This is a genomic window from Paraburkholderia sp. A1BS-2L (genome assembly GCF_051125205.1).
In the GTDB taxonomy this organism is placed as follows: Bacteria; Pseudomonadota; Gammaproteobacteria; order Burkholderiales; family Burkholderiaceae; genus Paraburkholderia.
In genome coordinates this window covers 1,329,494-1,353,618 of the sequence record NZ_CP120429.1, presented here as the reverse complement: position 1 = coordinate 1,353,618, position 24,125 = coordinate 1,329,494, and the positions used below count along the sequence as shown (strand labels likewise).

General features: G+C 66.6%; 20 protein-coding genes. 11 read left to right on the top strand and 9 right to left on the bottom strand.

The genetic code is table 11. From position 1 onward, the window contains the following. The first annotated feature begins 136 nt into the window (after nucleotides 1-136). From P5W98_RS20830 to hydA, 5 genes are all read left to right on the top strand, one after another. Complete coding sequence (locus P5W98_RS20830; RefSeq protein WP_421026195.1) at nucleotides 137-1,402, top strand: Zn-dependent hydrolase; 1,266 nt, start codon at nucleotides 137-139, stop codon at nucleotides 1,400-1,402. A gap of 127 nt (nucleotides 1,403-1,529) precedes the next feature. Beyond that, the gene (locus tag P5W98_RS20825; RefSeq protein ID WP_421026196.1) at nucleotides 1,530-2,939 is read left to right on the top strand and encodes an NAD(P)-dependent oxidoreductase; all 1,410 of its coding nucleotides are present in this window, start codon (nucleotides 1,530-1,532) and stop codon (nucleotides 2,937-2,939) included. A gap of 106 nt (nucleotides 2,940-3,045) precedes the next feature. Beyond that, entirely contained in the window at nucleotides 3,046-4,323 is a 1,278-nt protein-coding gene (gene preA, locus P5W98_RS20820; protein ID WP_421026197.1) for an NAD-dependent dihydropyrimidine dehydrogenase subunit PreA, read from the top strand. 60 nt (nucleotides 4,324-4,383) lie between these two features. Next, complete coding sequence (locus P5W98_RS20815; protein ID WP_421026198.1) at nucleotides 4,384-5,901, top strand: NCS1 family nucleobase:cation symporter-1; 1,518 nt, start codon at nucleotides 4,384-4,386, stop codon at nucleotides 5,899-5,901. 31 nt (nucleotides 5,902-5,932) lie between these two features. Continuing rightward, nucleotides 5,933-7,390, top strand: coding sequence for a dihydropyrimidinase (gene hydA / locus P5W98_RS20810; protein WP_421026199.1), 1,458 nt, complete (start codon nucleotides 5,933-5,935; stop codon nucleotides 7,388-7,390). An 81-nt stretch (nucleotides 7,391-7,471) separates the two neighbouring features. On the opposite strand, the gene P5W98_RS20805 is transcribed toward hydA, so the two are convergent. Genes P5W98_RS20805 through P5W98_RS20795 form a run of 3 tightly spaced genes read right to left on the bottom strand, consistent with a single transcriptional unit; the run spans nucleotide 7,472 to nucleotide 10,443 of the window. Further along, nucleotides 7,472-7,714 (bottom strand): DUF2783 domain-containing protein, encoded by a 243-nt coding sequence (locus P5W98_RS20805; protein ID WP_421026200.1) that lies wholly within the window; start codon nucleotides 7,712-7,714, stop codon nucleotides 7,472-7,474. A gap of 30 nt (nucleotides 7,715-7,744) precedes the next feature. Next, entirely contained in the window at nucleotides 7,745-9,457 is a 1,713-nt protein-coding gene (locus P5W98_RS20800) for an FAD-dependent oxidoreductase (RefSeq protein ID WP_421026201.1), read from the bottom strand. Nucleotides 9,458-9,483: 26 nt separating this feature from the next. After that, complete coding sequence (locus P5W98_RS20795; protein WP_421026202.1) at nucleotides 9,484-10,443, bottom strand: MBL fold metallo-hydrolase; 960 nt, start codon at nucleotides 10,441-10,443, stop codon at nucleotides 9,484-9,486. A 271-nt stretch (nucleotides 10,444-10,714) separates the two neighbouring features. Between P5W98_RS20795 and P5W98_RS20790 the strand changes: the two genes are divergently transcribed. The 3 genes from P5W98_RS20790 to P5W98_RS20780 all read left to right on the top strand — a co-directional run bounded on the left by P5W98_RS20790 (nucleotide 10,715) and on the right by P5W98_RS20780 (nucleotide 14,143). Continuing rightward, nucleotides 10,715-11,662, top strand: coding sequence for an IclR family transcriptional regulator (locus P5W98_RS20790; protein WP_421026203.1), 948 nt, complete (start codon nucleotides 10,715-10,717; stop codon nucleotides 11,660-11,662). Nucleotides 11,663-11,672: 10 nt separating this feature from the next. Next, complete coding sequence (locus P5W98_RS20785) at nucleotides 11,673-12,548, top strand: IclR family transcriptional regulator (RefSeq protein ID WP_421026204.1); 876 nt, start codon at nucleotides 11,673-11,675, stop codon at nucleotides 12,546-12,548. Between the two features lie 134 nt (nucleotides 12,549-12,682). After that, entirely contained in the window at nucleotides 12,683-14,143 is a 1,461-nt protein-coding gene (locus P5W98_RS20780; protein WP_421026205.1) for a cytochrome P450, read from the top strand. A gap of 348 nt (nucleotides 14,144-14,491) precedes the next feature. Here the strand turns inward: P5W98_RS20780 and P5W98_RS20775 are convergent, their stop codons facing one another. The 3 genes from P5W98_RS20775 to P5W98_RS20765 are packed head-to-tail and all read right to left on the bottom strand — an operon-like array spanning nucleotide 14,492 to nucleotide 17,338. Then, nucleotides 14,492-15,370 (bottom strand): MurR/RpiR family transcriptional regulator, encoded by an 879-nt coding sequence (locus P5W98_RS20775; protein ID WP_421026206.1) that lies wholly within the window; start codon nucleotides 15,368-15,370, stop codon nucleotides 14,492-14,494. Nucleotides 15,371-15,426: 56 nt separating this feature from the next. Continuing rightward, entirely contained in the window at nucleotides 15,427-16,503 is a 1,077-nt protein-coding gene (locus tag P5W98_RS20770; RefSeq protein WP_421026207.1) for an ABC transporter ATP-binding protein, read from the bottom strand. Between the two features lie 49 nt (nucleotides 16,504-16,552). After that, nucleotides 16,553-17,338: an SDR family oxidoreductase gene (locus P5W98_RS20765; protein WP_421026208.1), complete on the bottom strand. Its 786-nt coding sequence runs from the start codon at nucleotides 17,336-17,338 to the stop codon at nucleotides 16,553-16,555. Nucleotides 17,339-17,704: 366 nt separating this feature from the next. On the opposite strand from P5W98_RS20765, the gene P5W98_RS20760 reads away from it, so the two are divergent. From P5W98_RS20760 to P5W98_RS20750, 3 genes are all read left to right on the top strand, one after another. Beyond that, nucleotides 17,705-18,949, top strand: a complete 1,245-nt coding sequence (locus P5W98_RS20760) for an ABC transporter substrate-binding protein (protein ID WP_421026209.1) — start codon at nucleotides 17,705-17,707, stop codon at nucleotides 18,947-18,949. A 253-nt stretch (nucleotides 18,950-19,202) separates the two neighbouring features. Further along, on the top strand, nucleotides 19,203-20,111 hold the full coding sequence (locus P5W98_RS20755; RefSeq protein WP_421026210.1) for a carbohydrate ABC transporter permease: 909 nt from the start codon (nucleotides 19,203-19,205) through the stop codon (nucleotides 20,109-20,111). Then, the gene (locus tag P5W98_RS20750) at nucleotides 20,108-20,953 is read left to right on the top strand and encodes a carbohydrate ABC transporter permease (protein ID WP_421026211.1); all 846 of its coding nucleotides are present in this window, start codon (nucleotides 20,108-20,110) and stop codon (nucleotides 20,951-20,953) included. Before P5W98_RS20755 ends, P5W98_RS20750 begins: the two co-directional genes overlap by 4 nt. Nucleotides 20,954-21,150: 197 nt before the next feature. Here P5W98_RS20750 and P5W98_RS20745 read toward each other — a convergent pair whose 3' ends face one another. The 3 genes from P5W98_RS20745 to P5W98_RS20735 all read right to left on the bottom strand — a co-directional run bounded on the left by P5W98_RS20745 (nucleotide 21,151) and on the right by P5W98_RS20735 (nucleotide 24,024). Further along, on the bottom strand, nucleotides 21,151-21,354 hold the full coding sequence (locus P5W98_RS20745) for a glycine zipper 2TM domain-containing protein (protein ID WP_421026212.1): 204 nt from the start codon (nucleotides 21,352-21,354) through the stop codon (nucleotides 21,151-21,153). A 98-nt stretch (nucleotides 21,355-21,452) separates the two neighbouring features. Continuing rightward, nucleotides 21,453-22,394: an AEC family transporter gene (locus P5W98_RS20740; protein ID WP_421026213.1), complete on the bottom strand. Its 942-nt coding sequence runs from the start codon at nucleotides 22,392-22,394 to the stop codon at nucleotides 21,453-21,455. Between the two features lie 82 nt (nucleotides 22,395-22,476). Next, nucleotides 22,477-24,024: a DHA2 family efflux MFS transporter permease subunit gene (locus P5W98_RS20735; RefSeq protein WP_421026214.1), complete on the bottom strand. Its 1,548-nt coding sequence runs from the start codon at nucleotides 24,022-24,024 to the stop codon at nucleotides 22,477-22,479. Nucleotides 24,025-24,125: the final 101 nt, after the last annotated feature.

Genomic DNA, 24,125 nt, shown 5'->3' with positions numbered 1-24,125 from the left:
GCCCGTCGCCCGTGTGCTTTCATGCACCGCAACATCGATGGCATGCTTTTCGCTCGTAACACCGCATTGAATTCCTGAAGTTTATCGCCTACAACCTGTCCAATCGGACAGGATTCAGCAAACGAGGAGAGCACGCATGAACACCGTAAGCGAAGCCGCGCTGACCACCGCGATTCATGTGAACGGCCAGCGCCTCTGGGACAGCCTCATGGAGATGGCGAAGATCGGCGCGACCGCGAAAGGCGGCGTCTGCCGCCTCGCCCTCACCGATCTCGACAAAGCCGGCCGCGACCTCATCGTGAAGTGGGCGAAGGAAGCGGGCTGCACCGTGAGCGTCGATCAGATGGGCAATGTCTTCATGCGCCGCGCGGGACGCAACAACGACCTGCCGCCGGTGATGACCGGCTCGCACGCCGACTCGCAGCCTACGGGCGGTCGCTTCGACGGCATCTATGGCGTGCTCGGCGGGCTGGAGGTGATCCGCTCGCTCAACGACCACGGCATTCAGACCGAGCACCCCATCGAAACGGTGATCTGGACCAACGAGGAAGGCTCGCGTTTCGCCCCCGCGATGGTGGCGTCCGGCGTGTTCGCGGGCGTGTTCACGCTCGATTACGGCCTCTCGCGCAAGGACGTGGACGGCAAGACCATCGGCGAGGAATTGCAGCGCATCGGCTATGCGGGCGACCTGCCGTGCGGCGGGCGCAAGATTCACGCGGCGTTCGAGTTGCATATCGAGCAAGGGCCGATACTCGAGGCGGAGAACAAGACCATCGGCGTGGTGACCGACGCGCAGGGCCAGCGCTGGTACGAAGTCGTGCTCACGGGCCAGGAAGCGCATGCGGGCCCCACGCCCATGCCGCGCCGCCGCGACGCGCTGCTCGGCGCTTCGCGCGTGGTGCAGCTCGTGAACGAAATCGGCCTGCGCCATGCACCACTTGCGTGCGCGACGGTCGGCATGATGCAGGTGCATCCGAACTCGCGCAACGTGATTCCGGGGCGGGTGTTCTTCACCATCGACTTTCGCCATCCACAGGATGAAGTGCTCGCGAAAATGGACGCCGAGTTGCGCGAAGGCATCGCGAAGATCGCGCAGCAAGGCAAGCTCGAAGCTCAAGTCGAGCAGATTTTCTATTACGCGCCGGTGCCGTTCGATGCGAACTGCGTGAAGTCCGTGCGCGCGGCGGCGGAACGCTTCGGCTATTCGAACCGCAATATCGTCTCGGGCGCGGGCCACGACGCGTGCTATCTCGCAACGGTCGCACCGACTTCGATGGTGTTCGTGCCGTGCATCGACGGCATCAGCCATAACGAGGTCGAGGACGCGACGCAGGAGTGGATCGAGGCGGGCGCGAACGTGCTGCTGCATGCGATGCTCGAACGCGCGTCAGAGCCGGGTTGATCGCACACGAATCGAAACAGGCGGCCTCGAGCGCCGCGTAGCAATTCCAGCATTTCCCCCGCGTCCCGGCTGCGCCGCTGCGTGCGCAGCCGGCGGGCCCGTGTTTTGCCTCGCAAGGAGCATCCGGATGTCCCATTCGAACTCGCGTGCCACCGCACCTACTCCGCAAGGCGTTGCTGCCGGACGCCTCGGCGCCGAGGCGCTCGGCTGCAATTTCGCCGATGTCGCCCCGCCCCTCTCCGCCGATGCCGCCGTCATTGCCGCCGACCGCTGCCACTACTGCTACGACGCGCCCTGCATCGCCGCCTGCCCCACCGGCATCGACATTCCGGGCTTCATCCGCAAGATCGGCAACGGCAACCTCAAGGGCGCGGCGCGCGACATCCTGAGCGCCAACCCGCTCGGCGGCATGTGCTCGCGCGTGTGCCCCACCGAGATCCTGTGCGAGGGCGCCTGCGTGCGAAATCATCAGGATGGCGAACCAGTCCGGATCGGCGCGCTGCAGCGCCATGCCACCGACTTCCAGATGGCACGCGAGGCCGAGGGCGCCGCGCCGCTCTTCAAGCGCACGAGTGAGACGGGGCGGCGCGTGGCCGTGGTCGGCGCGGGTCCCGCCGGGCTCGCATGCGCGCATGGGCTCGCGCTGGCCGGGCATGCCGTGACCGTGTTCGACGCGCGCGAGAAACCCGGCGGGCTCAACGAATATGGCATCGCCGCGTATAAGACCGTCGACGATTTCGCCCAGCGCGAGGTCCAGTGGCTGCTCTCCATCGGCGGGATCGTGATCGAAACGGGCAAGCGGCTGGGCCGCGATTTCGCGCTCGACGCGCTGCGCGAAGCGTTCGATGCGGTGTTCATCGGCATCGGTTTGGGCGGCACGCAGGCGCTGCGCATCGAAGGCGAAGCGCTCGAAGGCGTGCTTGACGCCGTCGAGTTCATCGCCGAACTGCGCCAGGCGCGCGATCTGGCCACCGTGCCCACCGGCCGCCGCGTCGTGGTGATCGGCGGCGGCAACACCGCCATCGACGCCGCCGTGCAAAGCCGCAAGCTCGGCGCGGAGCACGTCACCCTCGCCTACCGGCGTGGCGGCGCGCACATGAGCGCCACGTGGGCCGAGCAGGAATTCGCACGTAACGAGGGCGTCACGATCGTCGAGTGGCGCAAGCCGTTGCGGATTTTGGGCAGCGGCGTGGGCGCGGGCCGTGTCGAAGCGGTCGAGTTCGAACGCACGGCGCTCGACCCGAACGGCGTGCTCCGGGGCACCGGCGAAATCGAGCGCATCGAGGCCGACGTGGTGCTCAAGGCGATCGGCCAAAAGCTGCTGCCGGCAGGGCTCGAAGCACTGCAGTTGACCGAGGGCGGCGTGCGCATCGCCGTGGATGCCGATGGCGCGACCTCGCTCGAAGGCGTCTGGGCCGGCGGCGACTGCGCGGGCCACGGCGCGACCGATCTCACCGTGCAGGCGGTGCAGGACGGCAAGCTCGCCGCGCGTGCGATCGACCGCTACCTCGCTGCACAGGCCACGAAAGCGGCCTGAGCGGCAGCACTACACGTACCCCGACAAAAACGAACCATCCCATCAGCTTTGCATGGGATCGGAGCAAGTGCTGAAGCACTAACTCCGAATCGACAGGAGCCGCATCATGGCCGATCTCCGCTGCACGATTGCCGGTATTCAATCGCCCAACCCGTTCTGGCTCGCCTCCGCGCCGCCCACCGACAAGGCCTATAACGTCAACCGCGCCTTCGAGGCCGGCTGGGGCGGCGTGGTCTGGAAGACGCTCGGGCTCGACCCGCACGTGGTGAACGTAAGCTCGCGCTACGGCGCGACCACCTGGCGCGGCCAGCGCATCGCGGGCCTGAACAACATCGAGCTCATCACCGACCGGCCGCTCGACGTGAACCTCAAGGAAATCGTGCAGGTCAAGCGCGACTGGCCCGACCGCGCATTGATCGTCTCGCTGATGGTGCCGTGCACCGAGCAGGACTGGAAATGGATCCTGCCGCTGGTGGAAGACACCGGCGCCGACGCCGTCGAGCTCAACTTCGGCTGCCCGCACGGCATGAGCGAGCGCGGCATGGGCGCCGCGGTGGGCCAGGTGCCCGAATACATCGAGATGGTCACGCGCTGGGTGAAGGAAGGCACGCGCCTGCCCTGCCTCGTGAAGCTCACGCCCAACATGACCGATATTCGCCACGGCGCGCGCGCCGCGTTCAAGAGCGGCGCGGACGGCGTCTCGCTCATCAATACCATCAATTCGATCGTGGGCGTGGACCTCGACGCCATGGCGCCGCTGCCCACCGTGGACGGCAAGGGCACGCACGGCGGCTACTGCGGCCCCGCCGCCAAGCCCATCGCGCTGCACATGGTGGCCGAGATCGCGCGCGACCCGCAAACCCAGGGCCTGCCGATCTCGGGCATCGGCGGCATTTCCGACTGGCGCGACGCCGCGGAGTTCATGGTGCTGGGCGCCGGAAGCGTGCAAGTGTGCACTGCCGCGATGCATTACGGATTCCGAATCGTCCAGGACATGATCGACGGGCTCGCCAACTGGATGGACGACAAGGGCTACGCGAATCTCGACGCGTTTCGTGGCCGCGCGGTGCAAAACGTCACCGACTGGCAATACCTGAACTTGAACTACGACATCAAGGCCCGCATCGATCAGGACCGCTGCATCCAGTGCGGCCTGTGCCATATCGCCTGCGAGGACACCTCGCACCAGGCCATCACCGCGACGAAGGACGGCAAGCGGCACTTCGAAGTGGTCGATGCGAACTGCGTCGGGTGCAATTTATGCATGCATGTCTGCCCGGTCGACCAATGCATCACGATGGAGCGCGTCGACACGGGCCGTTACGCGAACTGGACCACGCACCCGAACAATCCGGCCCGCGTGGCCGATCCGAAGGCGGCCTGATCCTCTCTCCCCCAACCTGAGCAACAAAGCGCAGCAAAAAGCGCCAGGAGAAACCGCACCATGAGCCAGCCAGCAGCCAGCGGTGGTATGGAAGGCGACGCGCACGCGCGCCGCAGCGCCAGCGAGCTATACAACGACGACCTCGCGCCCACGCGCGCCGCGCAGCGCACGTGGCGCTGGTATCACTTCGCCGCCCTGTGGGTGGGCATGGTGATGAACATCGCCTCGTACATGCTCGCGGCGGGGCTCACCGAACAGGGCATGTCGCCGTGGCAAGCGGTGCTCACGGTGCTGCTCGGCAACATGATCGTGCTCGTGCCCATGCTGCTGATTGGCCACGCGGGCGCGAAGTACGGCATTCCCTACGCGGTGCTGGTGCGCTCGTCGTTCGGCACCCAGGGCGCGAAGCTGCCCGCCATGCTGCGCGCCATCGTGGCGTGCGGCTGGTACGGCATTCAGTCGTGGCTCGGCGGCAGCGCGATCTACACGCTCGCCAACATCCTCACGCACAACGCGCTGGTCGGCGACGCGCTGCCGTTCCTCGGCATTTCGGTCGCCCAGGGCGCGTGCTTCCTGATCTTCTGGGCGCTGCAACTCTACTTCATCGTGCACGGCACCGACTCGATCCGCTGGCTCGAAAGCTGGTCGGCGCCCATCAAGGTCGTGATGTGCGTGGCGCTGGTCTGGTGGGCCTGCTCGAAAGCGGGCGGGGTGGGCTCGATGCTCTCGCAGCCCTCGCAGTTCGCGCCGGGCGGCAAGAAGGCCGGGCTCTTCTGGGTCACCTTCTGGCCGAGCCTCACGGCGATGGTGGGCTTCTGGGCCACGCTCGCGCTCAACATTCCCGACTTCACGCGCTTCGCGAAGACGCAAAAAGACCAGCTCGTGGGGCAGGCGCTGGGCCTGCCGATTCCGATGGCGCTGCTCTCGGTGGTCTCCGTCGTGGTCACCTCGGCCACCGTGGTGATCTACGGCAAGGCGATCTGGGACCCCATCGACGTCACGAGCCGCATGGAAGGCATCGGCGTGGGCATCGCGCTCGTGATCCTCACGCTCGACACCATGTGCTGCAATCTCGCAGCGAACCTGGTCGGACCTGCTTACGATTTTTCGAGCCTCTGGCCCAAGGGCATTTCGTACAAGGCGGGCGGCCTGATCACGGCGACCATCGCCATCGTGATGATGCCGTGGAAGATTCTGGCCACCACGCAGGGCTATATCTTCACGTGGCTGGTGGGCTATTCGGCGCTGCTCGGGCCGGTGGCGGGCATTCTCATGGTCGACTACTTCCTGATTCGCGGCGCGCGCCTCGACACCGAGCAGCTGTTCGAGGAAAACGGCGAATACGCTTACTCGAATGGCTGGAACCTAGCCGCCGTGATCGCGCTCGTCGCGGGCGTGCTGCCGAATCTGCCGGGCTTTTTGAACGTGGCGTTTCCGAATGCGTTTCCCTCGGTGCCCGACGCGTTCAAAAACCTCTATACCTATGCGTGGTTCGTGGGACTCGCGATCGCGGCCGTTGTCTATGGCGTGCTGATGAAGCTGGGCAAGAGCCGCAGCCCACGCATTGCGAACGCATAACTGAAAACGTAACCGAAGGAGACATTGCATCATGGCGATCCTGATTCGAGGCGGCACCATCGTCGACGCGGACAAAAGCTATCGCGCCGATGTGCTCTGCGAAGGCGGCACGATAGCGGCGATCGGCGAGAACCTCGACGCGCCCGCTGGCGCCACCGTGGTGGACGCGGGCGGGCAATACGTGATGCCGGGCGGCATCGACCCGCACACGCACATGGAGCTGCCCTTCATGGGCACCACGGCGAGCGACGACTTCTTCAGCGGCACAGCGGCGGGGCTCGCGGGCGGCACCACGTCGATCATCGACTTCGTGATCCCGAACCCGAAGCAGCCGCTCATGGACGCGTTCCAGCAATGGCGCGGCTGGGCCGAGAAGGCCGCCGCCGACTACGGCTTTCACGTGGCGGTGACGTGGTGGGACGAGAGCGTGCATCGCGACATGGGGCTGCTCGTGCAGGACCACGGCGTGTCGAGCTTCAAGCACTTCATGGCGTACAAGAACGCCATCATGGCCGACGACGAGATCCTCGTGAACAGCTTCGCGCGCGCACTGGAACTGGGCGCGCTGCCCACCGTGCACGCGGAAAACGGCGAGCTCGTGTTTCAGCTTCAGAGGCAATTGCTCGCGCGCGGCTTCACCGGACCAGAGGCGCATCCGCTCTCGCGGCCGCCCGAAGTGGAAGGTGAGGCCGCGAACCGCGCGATGCGCATTGCACAGGTGCTGGGCGTGCCCGTGTATATCGTGCACGTCTCCGCGAAAGAGGCGCTCGAAGCCATCACGCGCGCACGCGCCGAAGGCCAGCGCGTCTTCGGCGAAGTGCTCGCGGGCCATCTCGTGATCGACGAGTCGGTGTATCGCGACCCCGACTGGACGCGCGCGGCCGCGCATGTGATGAGCCCGCCGTTCCGCACCAAGGAGCATCGCGACGCGCTCTGGCGCGGGCTGCAAGGCGGCCTGCTGCACACCACGGCCACCGACCACTGCGTATTCTGCGCCTCGCAGAAAGCCATGGGGCGCAACGATTTCACGAAGATTCCCAACGGCTGCGGCGGCGTGGAAGACCGCATGGCCGTGCTATGGGATCAGGGCGTGAACACCGGGCGTCTCACGCCGAATGAGTTCGTGCGCGTGACCTCCACGAACGCCGCGCAGATCTTCAACCTCTATCCGCGCAAAGGTGCGGTGGCCGTGGGCGCGGACGCCGATCTGGTGGTCTGGGACCCGCAGGGCACGCGCACGATCTCGGTGAAGACGCACCATCAGAACGTGGACTTCAATGTGTTCGAAGGCATGACGGTGCGCGGCGTGCCCACGCATACGGTTTCCCAGGGAGAACTCGTGTGGGCGGATGGCGACTTGCGTGCGAAGCGCGGCGCGGGGCGCTATCTGAAACGGCCCGCGAATCCGGGCTATCTGCAGGCTTCTCGGCTCGCGAAGCAGTTGAAGGAAACGCAGCCGGTACATCGCGAAGGCGATGCGGCGAAGTAAGCGATTAAGCGATCGAAGCGATGACTCATGAAGCGCGCGGAGCGACAAGCTCCGCGCGCTTTCACTCCATCAAGCGGTGAATCAAGCCGCCAACTGGCCATGACCGCTCGCCGCGCCGTTGCCTTCAGGCGCGCACGCCGCGCCCGCGCGCGCAAAGCGGATCGCGTCCATCAGCGCCTCGTGCTCGCCCACGTGATTCGCGAGCAGCAGAATCAATTGCGCATTGGCCGACTGGCTCTGTTCCTCGTCGAGATCGCGATGCATGTCGATGAGCGCCTCGTAGAAGTCGTCGGGGCGTGCGAGGTTGGGTTGGGTGTTGAGCATCGTTGTCTCCTTGATTGACGGTCCGGCGCGTCAAGCCGTGCCGGCCACGCACAACGCCCGCTTGAGCGCCTGCTCGACGCGCGACGCATCGGCGCGACGCCAGCGCGCGCACACGTGCTGATCCGGCCGGATCAGATAGAACGCGCCATCCTGCGCGCCGTAGCGTTGCGCGGCCAGGCCTTCGGCGTCGCGCAACACTGCCGCGTTCGCAGGCAAGCCCTCGGGCACCGCGCCCGCGCCATCGAGCACAACCACGAATTGCATCGGCACCGGGCCACGCGCCAGCGCGTCGAGCGCTGCGCGCGTACCGCTTTCGAGCGTCGCGCCCGCGCGGCAGAACAGCAGCCCCGTGAAGCGTCCGCCTAGTTGCGCGAGCAACCATTGCGGCGCGCCTTGCGTGCCGGCCACGGGCGCATCGGCGCACGACGCGCCCGGCACCATCTGGCCCGCGAAGGTCTCTTCGTCGGCCGTATTGAGCGTCGATTCGTGCAGCACCGCAGGCACCGAGAGCCGCCCGCTGTTCACCAGTTGCCGCGCGAATGCATGCTCGCGCGCGAGCGTGAGCACGGCGTCGCGGAACACGCGGCTCACCGCGCTCTTCGGCGTAATGAAGTCGGTCGAGCGCGTGGAGTTGCGGATGTTTTCATCGGCGGCGTATTCGCGCTCGCTCGCATAGGTGTCGAGCAGTGCATCGGGCGCGCGATTCTCCAGCACCATCGCGAGTTTCCACGCGAGGTTCTCGCCGTCCTGGAAGCCGCTATTCGCGCCACGCGCGCCGAACGGCGAAACGAGGTGCGCCGAGTCGCCCGCGAACAGCACGTTGCCGTGGCGGAAGCTGTCCATGCGCAGGCACGAAAACGTGTAGATGCTCACCCACTCCAGCTCGAACTTCGCGTCGGGGCCGAGCAGCGCGCGCACGCGCGGAATCACGCGCTCGGGGGTCTTTTCGAGCACCGGGTCGGCGTCCCAGCCCAGCTGGAAGTCGATGCGCCAGACGTTGTCGGGCTGGCGATGCAGCAGCACCGACTGGTTCGGATGAAATGGCGGGTCGAACCAGAACCAGCGCTCGGTGGGAAACTCGGCTTCCATCTTCACGTCGGCGATCAGGAAGCGGTCCTTGAACGTGCGGCCATGGCTGTCGAGGCCCATGAGCTTGCGCACCGGACTGCGCGAGCCATCGGCGGCCACCACGTAGCGCGCGAGCAATTCGTATGAGCCGTCGGGCGTTTCGATTTCGAGCGCCACGTGCGAATCTTCGGCGCCCGGCGCACCGTGCTGCGCGATGCCCGTCACCTTGCTCTTCCAGCGGATTTCGAGGTTGGGCAGTTCCTGTGCGCGTTCGAGCAGGAAGCCTTCCACGTAGTACTGCTGCAAATTGACGAACGCAGGCCGATGATGCCCGCTTTCCGGCAGCAGATTGAAGGTGTAAACCAGCTCGTCCTTGCGGAACACCTTGCCCACGTTCCAGCTCACGCCCTTCTCGACCATGCGCTCGCCACAGCCGAGCCGGTCGAAAATATCGAGCGAGCGCTTCGAAAAGCAGATTGCGCGCGAGCCCGTGGAGAGCGTGCAGTCGTCGTCCACGAGCACAACGGGCACGCCGTGCTGCGCGAGGTCGATCGCCGCGGCGAGGCCCACCGGCCCCGCGCCCACCACCACGACCGGATGCACGCACGCGGCGGCATCCGGCCTTTGCTCGCTACAGCGCGTGTATTCGAAGGTCAGCGTCTGATAGTCGATCATTGTTGTCTCCATGCCTCGCGTCAGCCTCAATCCTGCAGCGCGTCCCACATTTCCTTGTCGCGCTGCGCGGTCCAGATGCGCGGATGCGTAATGCCGCTCGCCTCGTCGTAGGCGCGCGACACGTCGAACGGCAGGCAATGCTCGTAGATGAACACATGGCCGAACTTCGGATCCATCGCTTCACGCGTGAGCGCCATCGACTGCTTGAGGTCCAGCTTCTGCGCGACCGCCTTGCGGCCCTGCGCGAGCAGCGTCGTGACGAAGTCCTTCGTGTAGTCGAGGCCCTTGTTCACTTCATCGGGTGTGACGAGCGCGGGGCCGCGGCCCGGCACGAGCTTTTGCGCGCCCAGCGAGCGCAGCGCTTCGAGCGTGGCGGGCCATTCGGCGAGCTGGGCATCGCCGCAATAGCAGGCCGCGTCGTACTCCACGAGGTCGCCCGAGAACAGCACCTTCTGCTGCGGCAGCCACACCACGGTGTCGCCCTTCGTGTGGCCCGAGCCCAGGTGAGCGATCTTCACTTCGAGCTTGCCGAGAAACAGCGTGATTTCCTTCTCGAACACGAGCGTGGGCCACGTGAGGCCCGGCACCGTTTCCACACCCGCAAAGAGGCGCGGGAAGCGCTCGATTTCCGACTTCATGTCGGCTTCGCCGCGCTCGACGATCATTTCGTACGTGCCGCGGCTCGCGATGATCTGCTGCGCGCCTTCCTTGAAATACGCCGATGCGCCCAGCACGCGCACCGCGTGATAGTGCGAGAGCACGACGTACTTGATGGGCTTGTCCGTCACGCTGCGGATCTTGGCGATGAGATCCTGCGCCATGGCGGGCGTGGCGGTGGTGTCGACGATCAGCACGCCGTCGTCGCCAATGATCACGCCCGAGTTCGGGTCGCCTTCCGTGGTGTACGCGTAGGCGTTTTCCGAGAGCTGCGTGAAGGTGACCTGCTTCTCTTCGAGATCCGCCTGCGATGCGAACGCCTTTGCCATCTGAGTCTCCGTATCCGTTGGGGGAGCGAACGACGGAGCGAGGCAGGGCGGCCCGCGCGAGCACGCGCCGCAATGGCGGGCCTCACGCCCGCCCGAATGTCTCGCCCCGCCTGGTTGTGAATGAGCCGCTGTTTTGCCGGGGTGAGGTCATGATCGCCCGCCCGGTTTTATTTGTCAATGGCGAATACACTAGCTATTTGCAAATAATTTGATCGCCGGTGTTCGTGCGCCATTCGGTTAACATGGACCCTTTTTCAGCCCGGGACAACGAGTGAAGACCCCTCGCAACGCGCGCGCCGCCGCGACCACGCAAGCGCCGTCGGCCACGCCGGATGCGGACGCAGGCGGCGGCAAGACGCAGCGCGGCATTCAAAGCGTGGAGGTGGCCGCGCGCCTGTTGCGCGTGCTCGCCGACGCCCGCGTGCCGCTCGCGCCCAGCGATCTCGCAGCAGGCGCCGACATCGCGTCGAGCCAGGCGCACGCGTATCTGGTAAGCCTCACGCGCCTGGGGCTGATCAAGCGCGACGCGCTGTCCGGGCGCTACGAGGCGGGGCCGCTCGCGCTGCGCCTCGGCCTTCTGCACCTGGCGCAGGAGCCCGCGCTGCGCGAAGCCGTGCCGCGCGCGGCGGCGCTCGCGCAGGCGCACAACTGCAGCATCGCGCTATGCATTGCCGGGCCGCAAGGGCCGACCATCGTGCGCTACGAGCACGCGAGCCTGCCGCTCCATGTGAACCTGCACGTGGGCACGGTGATGTCGCTGCCGGCGACGTCCACGGGCCGCGTGTTCTGCGCATACCTCGACGAAGCCGCGCTGCGCGCGATGTGGCGCAACCAGACGGCGCAGCCGGTCTGGCGCGGCACAGCGACAGCCGGCGCGACTTCGACGGCGGCCAGCAAGTCCACATCGAAGGACGCCCCGTCGCCGAAACTCGACGCCGCCTTCACCGCCACGCTCGACACCATCCGCGCGCGCGGCTTCGAGCTCGGCATCGACTCGCCCAGCCCGGGCGTGAGCAGCGCCTGCGTGCCGGTGCTCGATCCGCAGCATGGATTGCGCCTCACGCTCACGGCCGTGGGCGCAACCGGCGTGCTCGACGTGCGTCCGACCAGCGCGCTCGTGCGCGCGCTGCGCGAGGCCGCGCGCGAAATCGCCGAGGCTGCCTTTGCGGCGGCTTCCGCCGGCGCCGTCGCTGTCCCTCCCGCCTCCGATCCGAACTGAAGCCGCCACCATGCCCCGAGCCCGCACCCCGTCCACCGTCACGGACGAAGCCCGCGCCGAATCCGCGCCCCAGCTCGAATCCGCCGACAAGCCGCAGCGCGGCATCCAGGCGCTCGATGCCACAGGCGAATTGCTCGCCGCGCTGGTGGCGGCCGGCACGCCGCTCTCGCTGCGCGACCTCGCGGCGGCGGCCGGCATGCCGAGCGCGAAGGCATTCCCGCACCTCGTGAGCCTGCTCAAGACCGGCCTGCTCGCGCGCGACGCGGCAGGCCGCTACGAAGCCGGCCCCTTGAGCCTCGAACTAGGCCTGCTGGGACTCGCGCGCCTGTCGCCCGTGCGCGAAGCCGACGCCGAGCTGGTCGACCTCGCCGCCAGCACGGGCATGAGCGTGGCGCTCGCGGTGCCGGGGCCCCTTGGGCCCACGGTCGTGCGCCTCGAAGAATCGCCGCGCCCCCTGCACGTGAGCCTGCGGCCAGGCACGGTGATGTCGCTCGTGAACACGGCCATCGGCCGCGTGTTCGCCGCCTGGCTCGACGACGACATGCGCGCCGGGCTGCTCGCGCAAGACGGCCTGCGCCTCGCCGGCGCGCCGTCGCCGTCGTCGCCCATGCAATCGGCGGCATCCGATCCGCGCTACGCCGGGCGCCTTGCCGCGATCCGCGCACAAGGGCTCGACACGGCGCTCGACAATCCGATCCCCGGCATCAGCACGGTGGCCGCGCCCGTGTTCGACCACACCGGCAGCGTGTGCCTCGTGCTCGCGCTGATGGGGCCATCGGGCAACTTCGACACCGCCAGCGAGGGCGACAGCGCGCAGCGGCTAAGCGCCTCGGCCGAGCGCCTGTCGCGCCGCTTCGGTCATGTGGCGGGGGCCGCGTCGCTATAATCGGCTCCCAGTCGTCCGCGCGCGGCCATACAACACCCCGCAATACCGCGCGACACCACGCACCACGCACCACGCACCACGCAGTAGCGCCCAGCAGCCACACCAGCCCGCCAACCGCCACCAGGGAAGCGCTCATGAGCACGGCCACCACCGGTTCCCGCACCGCGCAGCGTCAGGTCGCAGACCTGCCCTGTCCGCGCGGCCTGCCGCTCGTCGGCAACCTGCTGCAGCTCTCGCCCGCGCGGCTGCATCTGATCCTCGAACGCTGGGCCGCCGAGCTGGGCACGCCCTACCGCTTCCAGGTGGGCAGCATCCCCATCACCATCTGGACCGACCCCGAGCTGATCCAGCAGATCATGCGCGAGCGCCCGCACCGCTACCGGCGCTATCAACCGATCGAGGCCGTGCTCGAGGAGATGGGCTGCAACGGCCTGTTCTCGGCGGAAGGCGCGGCCTGGGAGCCGCAACGCCGCCTCGTGATGCAGGCGCTCTCGATCCCGACCATCAAGGCGTTCTATCCCACGCTGGCCGACATCACCGGGCGGCTGCGCGCGCGCTGGCTACGCGCGGCCGAGCGCGGCGAGACCGTCGAGATGACCGACGATCTCAAGCGCTACACCGTGGACGTGACGAGCGCGCTCGCGTTCGGCGAAGACCCGCGCACGCTCGAACGCGATCACGGCGTGATTCAGGAGCATCTGGAGCGCATCCTGCCGAGCGTGATGGGCCGCATCAACGCGCTCTTTCCGTATTGGCGCTACTTCAAGCTGCCCGCGGACCGCAAGCTCGATCAGGCGCTGGCCGAAGTGCACCGCCATGTCGACGCGATGATGGCGCGCGCCCGCGAACGCCTGCGCGACGAGCCCGCGCAAACGCCGCGCAACCTGCTCGAAGCGATGCTCGTGCAGCAGCAGGACGCCAGGGCGGAACCTGGTGCTGCGCCCATCACCGATGCGCAGATCCGCGCCAATGTGCTGACGATCCTGCTCGCGGGCGAAGACACCACCGCCGATTCGATCGCGTGGACGCTGCCCTATCTCGCTGCGGACACGTCGCTGCAAACGCATCTGGCCTGTGAAGCGCGCCGCGTGCTCGGCGAGGCGAGCGTATGCCCCGACTATGCAACGCTCAAGGAGCTCGACCTCTTCGAGGCGATCTGCATCGAGGCGACGCGCCTGCGCCCCGTGGCGGCCGTGCACTCGTTCGAGCCGCTCGAAGACGTGGTGCTCGACGGCGTGGCCTTGCCCCGTGGCACGCGCATGTTCTTCGTGGCACGGCCCGCGATGACCGACGCAAAAAATTTCGCCGATCCGCAGCGCTACGATCCGTGGCGCTGGATGCATAAGAAGGAACAAGGCGGCGAGCACGGCGGTGCGCACGACGTGCGCGCCTACCTGCAGTTCGGCGCGGGGCCGCGCGTGTGTCCGGGGCGTCATCTCGCGACCGTGGAGATGCGCCTCGCGCTCTCCATGCTGATGGACGAATTCGAGATCGAGATGGCCATCGATCCGGCGAAAATCAACGAGGTGTCGGCATTCACGATGGTGCCGGACACCATGCCGGTGAGGCTAAGGAAACGCGTGCGGGCAACTTGATCCGGCGACCGGCTGGAGCCGCGCCGGAAAACGGTGACTGCGCACAAGCAAGGCTCCGACTCGATTTTTTCAGGATCCGCGGCAGGCTATGGTGGCGACTCCTCAGACAACGATCGTCCGCCAGCCCATCCATGAACTTCAGGACCACGAGCCCCCAGTACTCCGCAGCCATCAGCCTCGCGCTTTGCGCCCTGCTCCTTCCACGGTCCGTCTTGCACAAAATCGACGCGTATGTCGAGAAGCGGCAGAGAAGCGGCATGAAACGCGAAGCGGCTTTCTCGCGCGCATAGCGCTGGAAGCGCGGGCGCGCGAATAAGCAACCGCGCGGCTTCAAGTGTCGCGCGCGGCTTATTCCTTCACTTCCACGCTGCCCGCCCCCTCGCCACCCTGCGCGCCACGCATCTTCTCCAACGTTTTCGGCCCGAGCCCGAGCGCCACGCCCATCACGAGCGCATCCACCACCGCGAGATGCACGATGCGCGCCACGCCCGGCGCGTGCGCCTCTTCAGGCGCTTCGGACTCCGGCACGCGCAACAGCAGCGGTATGTCCACCACCCACGCGAGCCGCGTACCCGCATTGGTGAGCGCGATCGTGGTCGCGCCGCGCTCCTTCGCGATCTGGATGCTCTCGTTCACTTCCACGCTGCGGCCCGACTGCGAGATCGCGAACGCCACGTCGCCGGGCTCGAGCAAGCCGGCATAGAGCCGCTGCAAATGCGCGTCGGTGAACGCGCTCGCGGCAATGTCGAGGCGCAGCAAGCGCAGCGCCGCGTCCTGCGCCACCAGCCCCGAGCCCGCGCCCACGCCGAAGAAATAGACGCGCCGCGCACTGGCGAGCGCCGCCACCGCCGCCTCGAACACGGCCGGGTCCAGCGAGGCGCGCGCGTGCTGCACGCCCAGCACCACCTGCTCCGTCACGCGATCGAGCAGCGTGCCGGCCTGCGCGAGGTCGCCGCTCGCCACTTCGCGCGCGGCGGCAAACGGCATGCCGCCCGCCGCGCTCTGCGCGAGCCGCATCTTGAAGTCGCGCAGGCCGTGCGCGCCCACCGCGCGGCAAAACCGGGTGACCGATGGCTCGGACACCTCGGCGCGCAGCGCGAGTTCGGTGATGCTCGCGCGCATCGCGAAGTCGATGTCGGCGAGCACCATCTCCGCGACCTTGCGTTCGGCGGGCCGCAGCGACTCCGCTACGTTGCGGATGTGATGGATCAGATTGGAGACCGGCAAGCTGTATTCCGTGGATAAGCCGTGGAAGGTGCGACCGGGCCCGCGGTTCGGTTCAGTCAGTCGAGCCGCTTGCCGCTTTCGGTATCGAACAGATGCAGGTGGGCGAGCGGCAGACCCAGCGTCATGCGCTGCCCCGGTTCGATGCCGGGCCGCGCACGCGTCGTGACGCACCATGTCGTGCCGCCTATTTTCCCGTACAAGTGGGTCTCGGCGCCAGTCGGCTCAATCACCTCGACGTTGAACGGCACGTCGCCGCCTTGGGTTTCGACGTGCTCGGGGCGAATGCCCAGCGTCACGCGCGCGCCCGCTTGCATGCTCGTTCCCGCACTGCCCTCGGGAAGCGCGATGCGCACGCCGTCCTCGAGCACGAGCGCCGTGCCGCGCGCGTCGCTCATCACGCTGCCTGCGGCGAAGTTCATCGAAGGCGAGCCCAGAAAGCTCGCCACGAACAGATTGCCCGGCTTGTCGTAGAGATCGAGCGGCTTGCCGATCTGCTCGATGCGTCCCGCGTTCATCACTACGATGCGGTCGGCCATGGTCATCGCTTCGATCTGGTCGTGCGTGACGTACACCACCGTGTTGCGCAGGCGCTGATGCAGCGCCTTGATTTCCGTGCGCATCTGCACGCGCAGCTTGGCGTCGAGATTCGAGAGCGGTTCGTCGAACAGAAACAGCGCGGGCTCGCGCACCACGGCGCGCCCCATCGCCACGCGCTGGCGCTGGCCGCCCGAGAGCGCGCGCGGCAGACGGTCGAGATAGCTCGACAGATTGAGCATTTTCGCGGCGGCTTCGATGCGCGGCTTGAAGCCCTCCTCGCGCTCCTTGCGGATGCGCGGCCCGAACGCGATGTTGTCGTAGACCGAGAGATGCGGATAGAGCGCGTAGCTCTGGAACACCATCGAGATATTGCGCTGCTGCGGCGGCAGCGTATTCGCGAGCGTGCCGCCGATGGTGAGATCGCCGCCGCTGATGTCTTCGAGGCCGGCGATCATGCGCATCAAGGTGGTCTTGCCGCAGCCCGAAGGCCCGACCAGCACGACGAATTCGCCGTCCGCGATGTCGAGATCCACGCCGTGCACGACCTGGGTGTCGCCGTAGCGCTTGTAGATGCCGTTCAGTTGCACTGCCGCCATGTTGTCCTCTTGGGCTGTCCTTTTGTACTGTTCCCGCCTGCCGCGCGCTTCAGAACGGATCGAGCGTGAGCTCGTTGGCCATCAGCCGGTTGCCGGCCATGAGGCCCGCATCCACCGGCAGCGCCACGCCCGTGATCACGCGCGCCTGCGGCGAAGCGAGAAACTGCACGGCGTCGGCGATGTCCTCGGGCGTGGCCACGTCGCCGAGCGGATACCACTTCTTCAGTTCTTCGAATATTTTCGGATGCTGCGTCACGCGCGCGTGCCAGGCCGGCGTTTTCACCGTGCCGGGGCAAACGATGTTCGCGCGGATCCCGTGCGGCCCGAGCTCCATGGCCAGCGCCTTCGTGTAGCTCACGAGCCCCGCCTTCGCGGCGCTGTACGCGGGGTGTCCGAGCGCAGACAGCCCGTTCACCGAGCCGATCAGCACGAGCACGCCGCGCCCGCGCTCGATCATCGAGCGGCGCACCGCCTCCACGGTGTAGTAGGCGCCGTTCAGGTTCAGGTCGATGTCGCGCCGCCAGCTTGCGGCGTCGGTATGCGCGAGCGTCGTGCCGAGCGCGGCGCCCGCGTTGGCCACGGCCACCTCCACCGGGCCGCGCGCGGCCACGGCGCGCGCCACGGCAGCTTCGATGGCCGCCTGGTCGCTCACGTCGGCGGCCAGCGCTTCGAGGCGCTGCGCGCCGGATTGGTCCACCAGCTCGTCCGCCAGCGCCTGCACGCCGGCCTCGTCGCGATCGAGCGCGAGCACGGTGTCGCCCGCCTCGTGAAATCGCTTGCATAACGCACGGCCAATGCCGCCGCACGCGCCCGTCACCAGCACCACCCGGCTCATCGTCGACTCTCCACGAAGGATTCGAAAGGTCCCGCCACGCATCCGGCAAAGCTGTAAATTTCCTACATAGTGGGCTGCATGCGATCTTTCCAACGGCTTTACACGAACGGCATGCTGCTGCGACGCCGCATGAATTCCTTATGTTTTACGGCATGTTAGGCAATTTCCGGCACACAAAACAATCTCGCGTTTCCCAGGTGACAACGCTTTTTTCATCCTGTAGGATTTTTTCACACAACGCAAGACGGTCAGCACGACGACCGAAGCCAAGGCGGCGGCAATATCCGAAAAACCAGGCAGCAATCACCCCGCATGGGATGGAACGAGGTGCGCGGCGCCCGCTTCCATCGACACAGGAGACAGAGAATGGCGTTTAAGGCACGTGCATCCCTCACGCTCGGCAAGCTCGCCGCTGCGCTCACGGTTGGTATCGCTGCGGCAGGCGTCACCGTGGCGGCGCACGCCGACACGGTCCGCGTGACCGTCGCTCACTACAGCGACGCCACGGCCCCGTACTTCGAGAAAATGGCCAAGCAGTTCGAGGCCGCCAATCCCGGCACCACCATCAAGATCGAAGACGTGAACTGGGACTCGCTGCAACAGAAACTGCAGACGGATATCTCCGGCGGCGCGAACGCCGACCTCGCGATCATCGGCACGCGCTGGCTGCTCGACTTCGTGAAGGACGACATTGCCGAGCCGCTCGATCCTTATATGGACGCGAACTTCAAGGGCCGCTTCATCGGCCCGTTCCTCGCGCCTGGCGAAATCAACGGCAAGATTTACGGCCTGCCGATTGCCGCCTCCGCGCGCGCGCTCTACTACAACAAGGACATGCTCGCCTCGGTGGGCTATCCGAACGGCCCGAAGAGCTGGAACGAGGTGATCGACGCCTCGAAGAAGCTCAAGGCGAAGGGCATTGCCGGGTTCGGCCTGCAAGGCAAGGAAATCGAAACCGATGTGTACTACTACTATTCGCTGTGGACCAATGGCGGCGACGTGGTGGGCAAGGACGGCAAGGCCGCGTTCAATTCGCCGGCCGGCGTGAAGGCCGCCACGCTCTACAAGACCATGATCGACGAAGGCCTCACCGAGCCTGGCGTGACGGGCTACAGCCGCGAGGACGTGCAGAACCTCTTCAAGCAGGGCCGCGTGGCGATGATGATTTCCGCGCCGTTCCTCGCCAAGCAGCTCAAGAAGGAAGCGCCGAACATCAAGTACGGCATCGACCCGATCCCGGTGGGCACGACGCCCGCGACCTATGCGGTCACGGACTCGATCATGATGTTCAAGAACTCGAAGGTGAAGAAGAGCGCGTGGAAGTTCCTCGACTTCCTGTTCACCAAACAGCCGCGCGTGGAGTTCACTAGCACCGAGGGCTTCTTGCCGACGACCAAGGCCGAAGCCACCGATCCGGCGTTCCAGGATCCGGACACCAAGGCGTTCGTCGCGCTGCTGCCGCATGCGCGCTTCGCGCCCACGGTGACGGGCTGGGAAGACACCGCCAAGGCCGTGACCAACGCGATGCAGTCGATCTACCTCGGCAAGGCCAAGCCCGCCGACGCGCTGAACCAGGCCGCCACCGAAGCCAACAAGTCGCTCGGCAAGTAAGCGGCGCCCACGGCCGGAACAGCAGCAAGGCGCTTCATCGCCGCAAAATACCGGCGCGTGGCGTAGCATGGAATTCGCTACGCGGCGCGCCGGTTCGTTCATGCAATGACCGCAACGCGGGACGCAGCACGCCATGACCCCCGGTCCCCTGAAGCAAACGCCGCCAGCCGCTCCGGCGAGCGGCAAAGCGAGCGCTCCGCCCGGCCCGCTTCCACGCACAACAAACCGCAGCCACACGAGTCACACGAGTCACATGAGCCGCTCACATCGCGCCATCGCCGCGCCCCGCGCCCCCTGGCTGCTGATCGTGCCGAGCCTGGCGCTGGCGCTATTCATCATCAGCTACCCGATCTTCAACATCGTGTACCAGTCGCTGCACGAGGTGTCGCGCTTCGGCCAGGTTCGCGGCTTCAGCGGCTTGCAGAACTTCTACAACGTCTTCACCGATCCCGTGTTCCTGAGCGCGCTGAAGAACACGCTGATCTGGACGTTCTGCGTCGTGGTGGGCACGGTGGCGATCTCGGTTCCGGTCGCGCTGATCCTCAATCAGGACTTCTATGGACGCGGCATCGCGCGCACCATCGTCATGCTGCCGTGGTCGGTCTCGCTCACCATGACTGCCGTGGTCTGGCGCTGGGCTTTCAACGACGACTACGGCATGGTCAACGTCACGCTGCAGCGCCTCGGCATGATCTCGGCGCCGATCCACTGGCTCGCCACGCCCCAATATGCATTCCCGGTGGAGATTGCCGTGGGCATTCTCGTGTCGATCCCGTTCAGCACCACGATCCTGCTGGGCGGGCTCTCCTCGGTGCCCAGCGACATCTACGAAGCCGCGCGCATCGACGGCGCGAGCGCCTGGCAGCAGTTCCGCCAGCTCACGCTGCCGCTGCTCAAGCCCTTCATTAACATGGCGATCCTGCTCAATGTGATCTACGTGTTCAACTCGTTCCCGATCATCTGGGTGATGACGCAAGGCGGCCCCGACGACAGCACCCACATTCTCGTCACCTACCTCTACGAACTGGGCTTCCGGCTCGGCCGGCCCGGCGAAGCGGCCGCCGTCTCGCTCGTCATGCTCGTGATCCTGTTCGCGTTTTCGGTGGCTTACCTGCGCGTACAGGCAAGGCGTGGCGGCAGCGCCGAAGGAGACCTCGCATGAACCGCAAGCTCAAACGCTCGCTCTGGTGCTGGCTCGCGCTCTCGCCGCTCGTGGTGGCCGTGCTTTTTCCGTTCGCGGTGATGTTCTTCACCTCGTTCAAGCCCGCCTCCGAGGTGTTCGTCTATCCGGCGCGCTGGCTGCCCATGCACTGGCGCTGGGAAAACTATGTCGACATGTGGCAGGCCGCGAACTTCGGCGTCGCGCTGCGCAACAGCATCGTGATCTCGTGCCTTTCGACGGCGCTCGCGCTGGCCGTCAGCCTGCCCGCGGCCTACGCGCTCGCGCGCTTTCCGTTTCGCGGACGCGGGCTCTACCGGCAGTTCCTGCTCGTCACGCAGATGCTCTCGCCCATCCTGCTGGTGGTGGGCCTGTTCCGGCTCGCCGCGATGATCCCTTACGGCGACGGCAATCTCGTCGATTCGAAGATCGGTGTGATCGTCTCGTATGCGGCGTTCAACATTGCGTTCGCGGTGTGGATGCTGTCTTCGTACTTCCAGACCGTGCCGCGCGACCTCGAAGAGTCGGCCTGGCTCGAAGGGTGCAGCCGCAGCGGCGCAGTGCTGCGCGTGTTCCTGCCGCTTGCCGTGCCAGCCGTGGTGGTCACGGCGATCTTCACGTTCATCAGCGCGTGGAACGAGTTTGCGGTGGTCTACACCCTGATCCGCTCGCCCGAGAACAAGACGCTCACCGTGCAGGTCACCGACATGGTGGCCGGCAAGTACACCGTGGAATGGGAACTGGTGATGGCGGCCACGCTCGCGGCCACGCTGCCGGTCTCCGTGGTGTTCGCGTGGCTGCAGCGCTACATGGTGAAGGGGCTCGCGCTGGGGGCGGTGAAATAAAGCGGTGAAACCGGCGGCGGTCGGCTGGCCATTCGTGTAAGACGAGAAAGTTTTGCAAGAATCCAGGCGAGCAGCTATTCGATGATGAATGGGGCCACTTGCCAACCGCGCCATGAAACGACGGCGCCCGGGCCGTCGTTGCGAGACGCGCATTCCGGATCACGCGTCGTGTTCGCTGCGTAAAGTCGTGCGGGCGCCTACTCGCCGAGTTCGTGTCCGATCACACCACCCGCAACGGCGCCGCCCACCGTGCCCACGGCACTACCGTTGGTCGCCCTGTTGCCAATATAGCCGCCTGCCGCGGCACCGCCCAGCGTGCACGCGCCGGCACCCAGCATCGAGACAGTGGCGGCAACGAGAACACAGGCCCGCAATGCGCGGCTGCGTCGAAGCCAGATCATCGTTCATTCTCCCAATCAGAACCATGACCGAACTGGCGCAAGCAGCGTGCCACCGCGTCGCGCGCAGTGTGCGTGGCGAGCGCAGCGCCTCCACGGCGTCAGCCGTTGTGCAGATGCAGCAGAATCAGCGTGAGCGTGACGAGCGAGCCGAGCGTCGAATGCAGGATCGTGCGCGACGTGACGTGCGCTTCGCGCCGGTAGTACTCCGCAAGCATGAACGGTCCGGTGCCGGTGGGCAGCGCCGCGAGCAGTACCGCGATGTCCACGAGTTGCCCGGGCAGAGCGAACACGTGCGCGGCCAGCCACCATGTGAGCACCGGCTGCGCCACGAGCTTCGAGAACGTGAGCCACCACGACGACTCGGGCGGCGCTGCGCTTTTCTCGCGAGACTCGGCGAGAAAGAGTCCGAGACTCACGAGCGCGCAGGGGCTCGCGGCGCCGCCCAGCAGCTTGAGGAAGGTCTGGGCGCTCGCGGGCAGCGTGAAATGCGCGCCCGACACGATGGCGCCCAGGGCGGGCGCGACGAGCAGCGGATTGCGCATGAGCGAGCGCATCACCTTGAGCAGCAAGTGGTGCGGGCGGCGCTCGCTTTGCAGACCCGTTTCGATCAGCACGATTGCCAGCGCGAACAACACGCACACCACGAGGATCGTAGCGATGGTCGTGGGCGTGAGGCTCGACGGCCCGAACGCGATCATGCACAGCGGAAAGCCCACGTAGCCCGTGTTCGGATACGAAGCGGCGAGCCCGTCGATGCTGGCATCGGCGAGCGGGCGCCCGAGCAGGACCCGCACGCCCACCACCGCCGCGAACACCGCCAGCCCCGCGAGACTGAACGCCGCCACGAAAGCCGGCTGAAAGAGTTCATGCCACGTTGCGCGCGCAAGGATGTCGAAGAGCAACGCCGGCAGCGCGAGCCAGACGACGAAGCGGTTCAGCTCGGAGGCCGCCGTGGGGCCGAGCACGCCGCAACGGCGGCACGCGAAGCCGGCAAAGATGAGGCCGAAGACGGGAAGCACGATTGAAACGGCAGAGAGCATCGGGGCAAACGTGAATGTGCCGCGCGAGTATGTCGCGCGGCGCGGCGCGAAACGCGCGAAAAATGCGCTGGGACGCCGGAGATCAGTCCATCGCCGCGTGGCTCGCGTCGACCGCCCCGCTGCCCGCCGAGGGCCGGATCAGCACGAGCAGGGGAATCACCAGCAGCGTCGCGACGAACATCATCTTGAAGTCGTTCAGATACGCAATCATCTGCGCCTGCTGCGTGATCGACAGGTTGAGCACGGCGAGATCGTAGCGCGATCCCGTGGCGAGCATCGGCTGGAGCGCCGGGTTGAACGGCGTGATATGCGCAGCGAGATCCGCGTGTGCGATCTGCGTGCCGCGCGTCACGAAAGTCTGCACGATCGAAATGCCGATACTGCTGCCGATGTTGCGCATCAGGCTGTACGTGGCGGTGCCGTCCGCGCGCAGCGGGGCCGAAAGCGTGGAGAACGTCAGCGTGGACAGCGGCACGAACACGAAGCCGAGCCCGAAACCCTGTATCACGCCGGGCCACACGATATCGGAAGCCGAGAGCACGATCGTGTACTGCATCATCTGCCACAGCGCATAGGCGGACACCACAAAGCCGAACAGCAGCATGGCGCGCGCGTCCACGTGCTTGAGCAGGCGCCCCGCGATCAGCATGGCCAGCATGGTGCCCGCGCCGCTGGGCGCCGTGACAAGACCAGTGGTGGCGACCGGGTAGCCCATCAGGTTCTGCAGCATGGGCGGCAGAAGCGCGCGCGTGGCGTACAGCACCGCGCCGATCACGAAGATGAAGAGCGTCCCGGTCGCGAAATTGCGGTCCTTGAGCAGTTGATAGCGAAAGAACGTGTTGGGGCCCGATGTAGCCGTATGCACGACGAAGAACGCGAATGCGATGCACGAGACCAGCGCTTCGATGCGGATTTCGAGCGAGCCGAACCAGTCGAGCTGCTCGCCGCGGTCGAGCAAGGCCTGCAGCGCGCCGATGGCGAGCGCCAGCGTGGCGAAGCCGAATACGTCGAAGCGCGTCTCGCGGCGCGGCGTGCGCGAGGGCATGAACGTGGAGACGCCGAAGAATGCGAACGCGCCGATCGGCACGTTGATGAAAAACACCCAGCGCCAGTTGTAGCTGTCCGTGAGCCATCCGCCCAGCGTGGGGCCGAGCACGGGGCCCACCATCACGCCCATGCCCCAGACGGCCATGGCCTGCCCCTGGCGATCGCGCGGATTGATGTCGAGCAGGATGGACTGTGAGAGCGGCACGAGCGACGCGCCGAACACGCCCTGCAACAGGCGCGAGCCGACGATCTCGCCGAGCGTTTCCGAGAGCCCGCACAATGCGGAGGCCACCGTGAAGCCCGCAATGGCCACGCCGAGCAGCCGCTTCACGCCGAAACGGTCGGCGAGCCACCCCGTGAGCGGCGTGGCGATGGCCGCCGCCACGATGTACGAAGTGGGCACCCATGTGATCTCGTCCTGCGACGCCGAAAGCGTGCCCTGCATGTGCGGGAGCGCGACGTTCGCGATCGTGCTGTCGAGCGTCTGCATCAGCGTGGCGAGCATGATCGACAAGGTGATCATGCCGCGATTGAGCGGCGCGCCCTCACGCTGCGGGGCGGTGCCGTGCGGGACTGCGGTCATCGTGGGTTCGGGCGGCGCGGGTGGCGTGACAACCAGGTGGCGAAATAATAAGCCTGCTTATTATACGACTCGCCGCACCCGGCACAACCCGAAAGAAAGGC

What these genes read in the sequence shown, in the direction of transcription:
- hydA (WP_421026199.1), top strand. Translation starts at nt 5,933, where the DNA reads ATGGCGATCCTGATTCGAGGCGGCACCATCGTCGACGCGGACAAAAGC.
- P5W98_RS20785 (WP_421026204.1), top strand. Translation starts at nt 11,673, where the DNA reads ATGCCCCGAGCCCGCACCCCGTCCACCGTCACGGACGAAGCCCGCGCC.
- P5W98_RS20780 (WP_421026205.1), top strand. Translation starts at nt 12,683, where the DNA reads ATGAGCACGGCCACCACCGGTTCCCGCACCGCGCAGCGTCAGGTCGCA.
- P5W98_RS20755 (WP_421026210.1), top strand. Translation starts at nt 19,203, where the DNA reads ATGAGCCGCTCACATCGCGCCATCGCCGCGCCCCGCGCCCCCTGGCTG.
- P5W98_RS20745 (WP_421026212.1), bottom strand. Translation starts at nt 21,354, where the DNA reads ATGATCTGGCTTCGACGCAGCCGCGCATTGCGGGCCTGTGTTCTCGTT.
- P5W98_RS20830 (WP_421026195.1), top strand. Translation starts at nt 137, where the DNA reads ATGAACACCGTAAGCGAAGCCGCGCTGACCACCGCGATTCATGTGAAC.
- P5W98_RS20825 (WP_421026196.1), top strand. Translation starts at nt 1,530, where the DNA reads ATGTCCCATTCGAACTCGCGTGCCACCGCACCTACTCCGCAAGGCGTT.
- P5W98_RS20735 (WP_421026214.1), bottom strand. Translation starts at nt 24,024, where the DNA reads ATGACCGCAGTCCCGCACGGCACCGCCCCGCAGCGTGAGGGCGCGCCG.
- P5W98_RS20815 (WP_421026198.1), top strand. Translation starts at nt 4,384, where the DNA reads ATGAGCCAGCCAGCAGCCAGCGGTGGTATGGAAGGCGACGCGCACGCG.
- P5W98_RS20740 (WP_421026213.1), bottom strand. Translation starts at nt 22,394, where the DNA reads ATGCTCTCTGCCGTTTCAATCGTGCTTCCCGTCTTCGGCCTCATCTTT.
- P5W98_RS20760 (WP_421026209.1), top strand. Translation starts at nt 17,705, where the DNA reads ATGGCGTTTAAGGCACGTGCATCCCTCACGCTCGGCAAGCTCGCCGCT.
- preA (WP_421026197.1), top strand. Translation starts at nt 3,046, where the DNA reads ATGGCCGATCTCCGCTGCACGATTGCCGGTATTCAATCGCCCAACCCG.
- P5W98_RS20750 (WP_421026211.1), top strand. Translation starts at nt 20,108, where the DNA reads ATGAACCGCAAGCTCAAACGCTCGCTCTGGTGCTGGCTCGCGCTCTCG.
- P5W98_RS20765 (WP_421026208.1), bottom strand. Translation starts at nt 17,338, where the DNA reads ATGAGCCGGGTGGTGCTGGTGACGGGCGCGTGCGGCGGCATTGGCCGT.
- P5W98_RS20805 (WP_421026200.1), bottom strand. Translation starts at nt 7,714, where the DNA reads ATGCTCAACACCCAACCCAACCTCGCACGCCCCGACGACTTCTACGAG.
- P5W98_RS20795 (WP_421026202.1), bottom strand. Translation starts at nt 10,443, where the DNA reads ATGGCAAAGGCGTTCGCATCGCAGGCGGATCTCGAAGAGAAGCAGGTC.
- P5W98_RS20800 (WP_421026201.1), bottom strand. Translation starts at nt 9,457, where the DNA reads ATGATCGACTATCAGACGCTGACCTTCGAATACACGCGCTGTAGCGAG.
- P5W98_RS20770 (WP_421026207.1), bottom strand. Translation starts at nt 16,503, where the DNA reads ATGGCGGCAGTGCAACTGAACGGCATCTACAAGCGCTACGGCGACACC.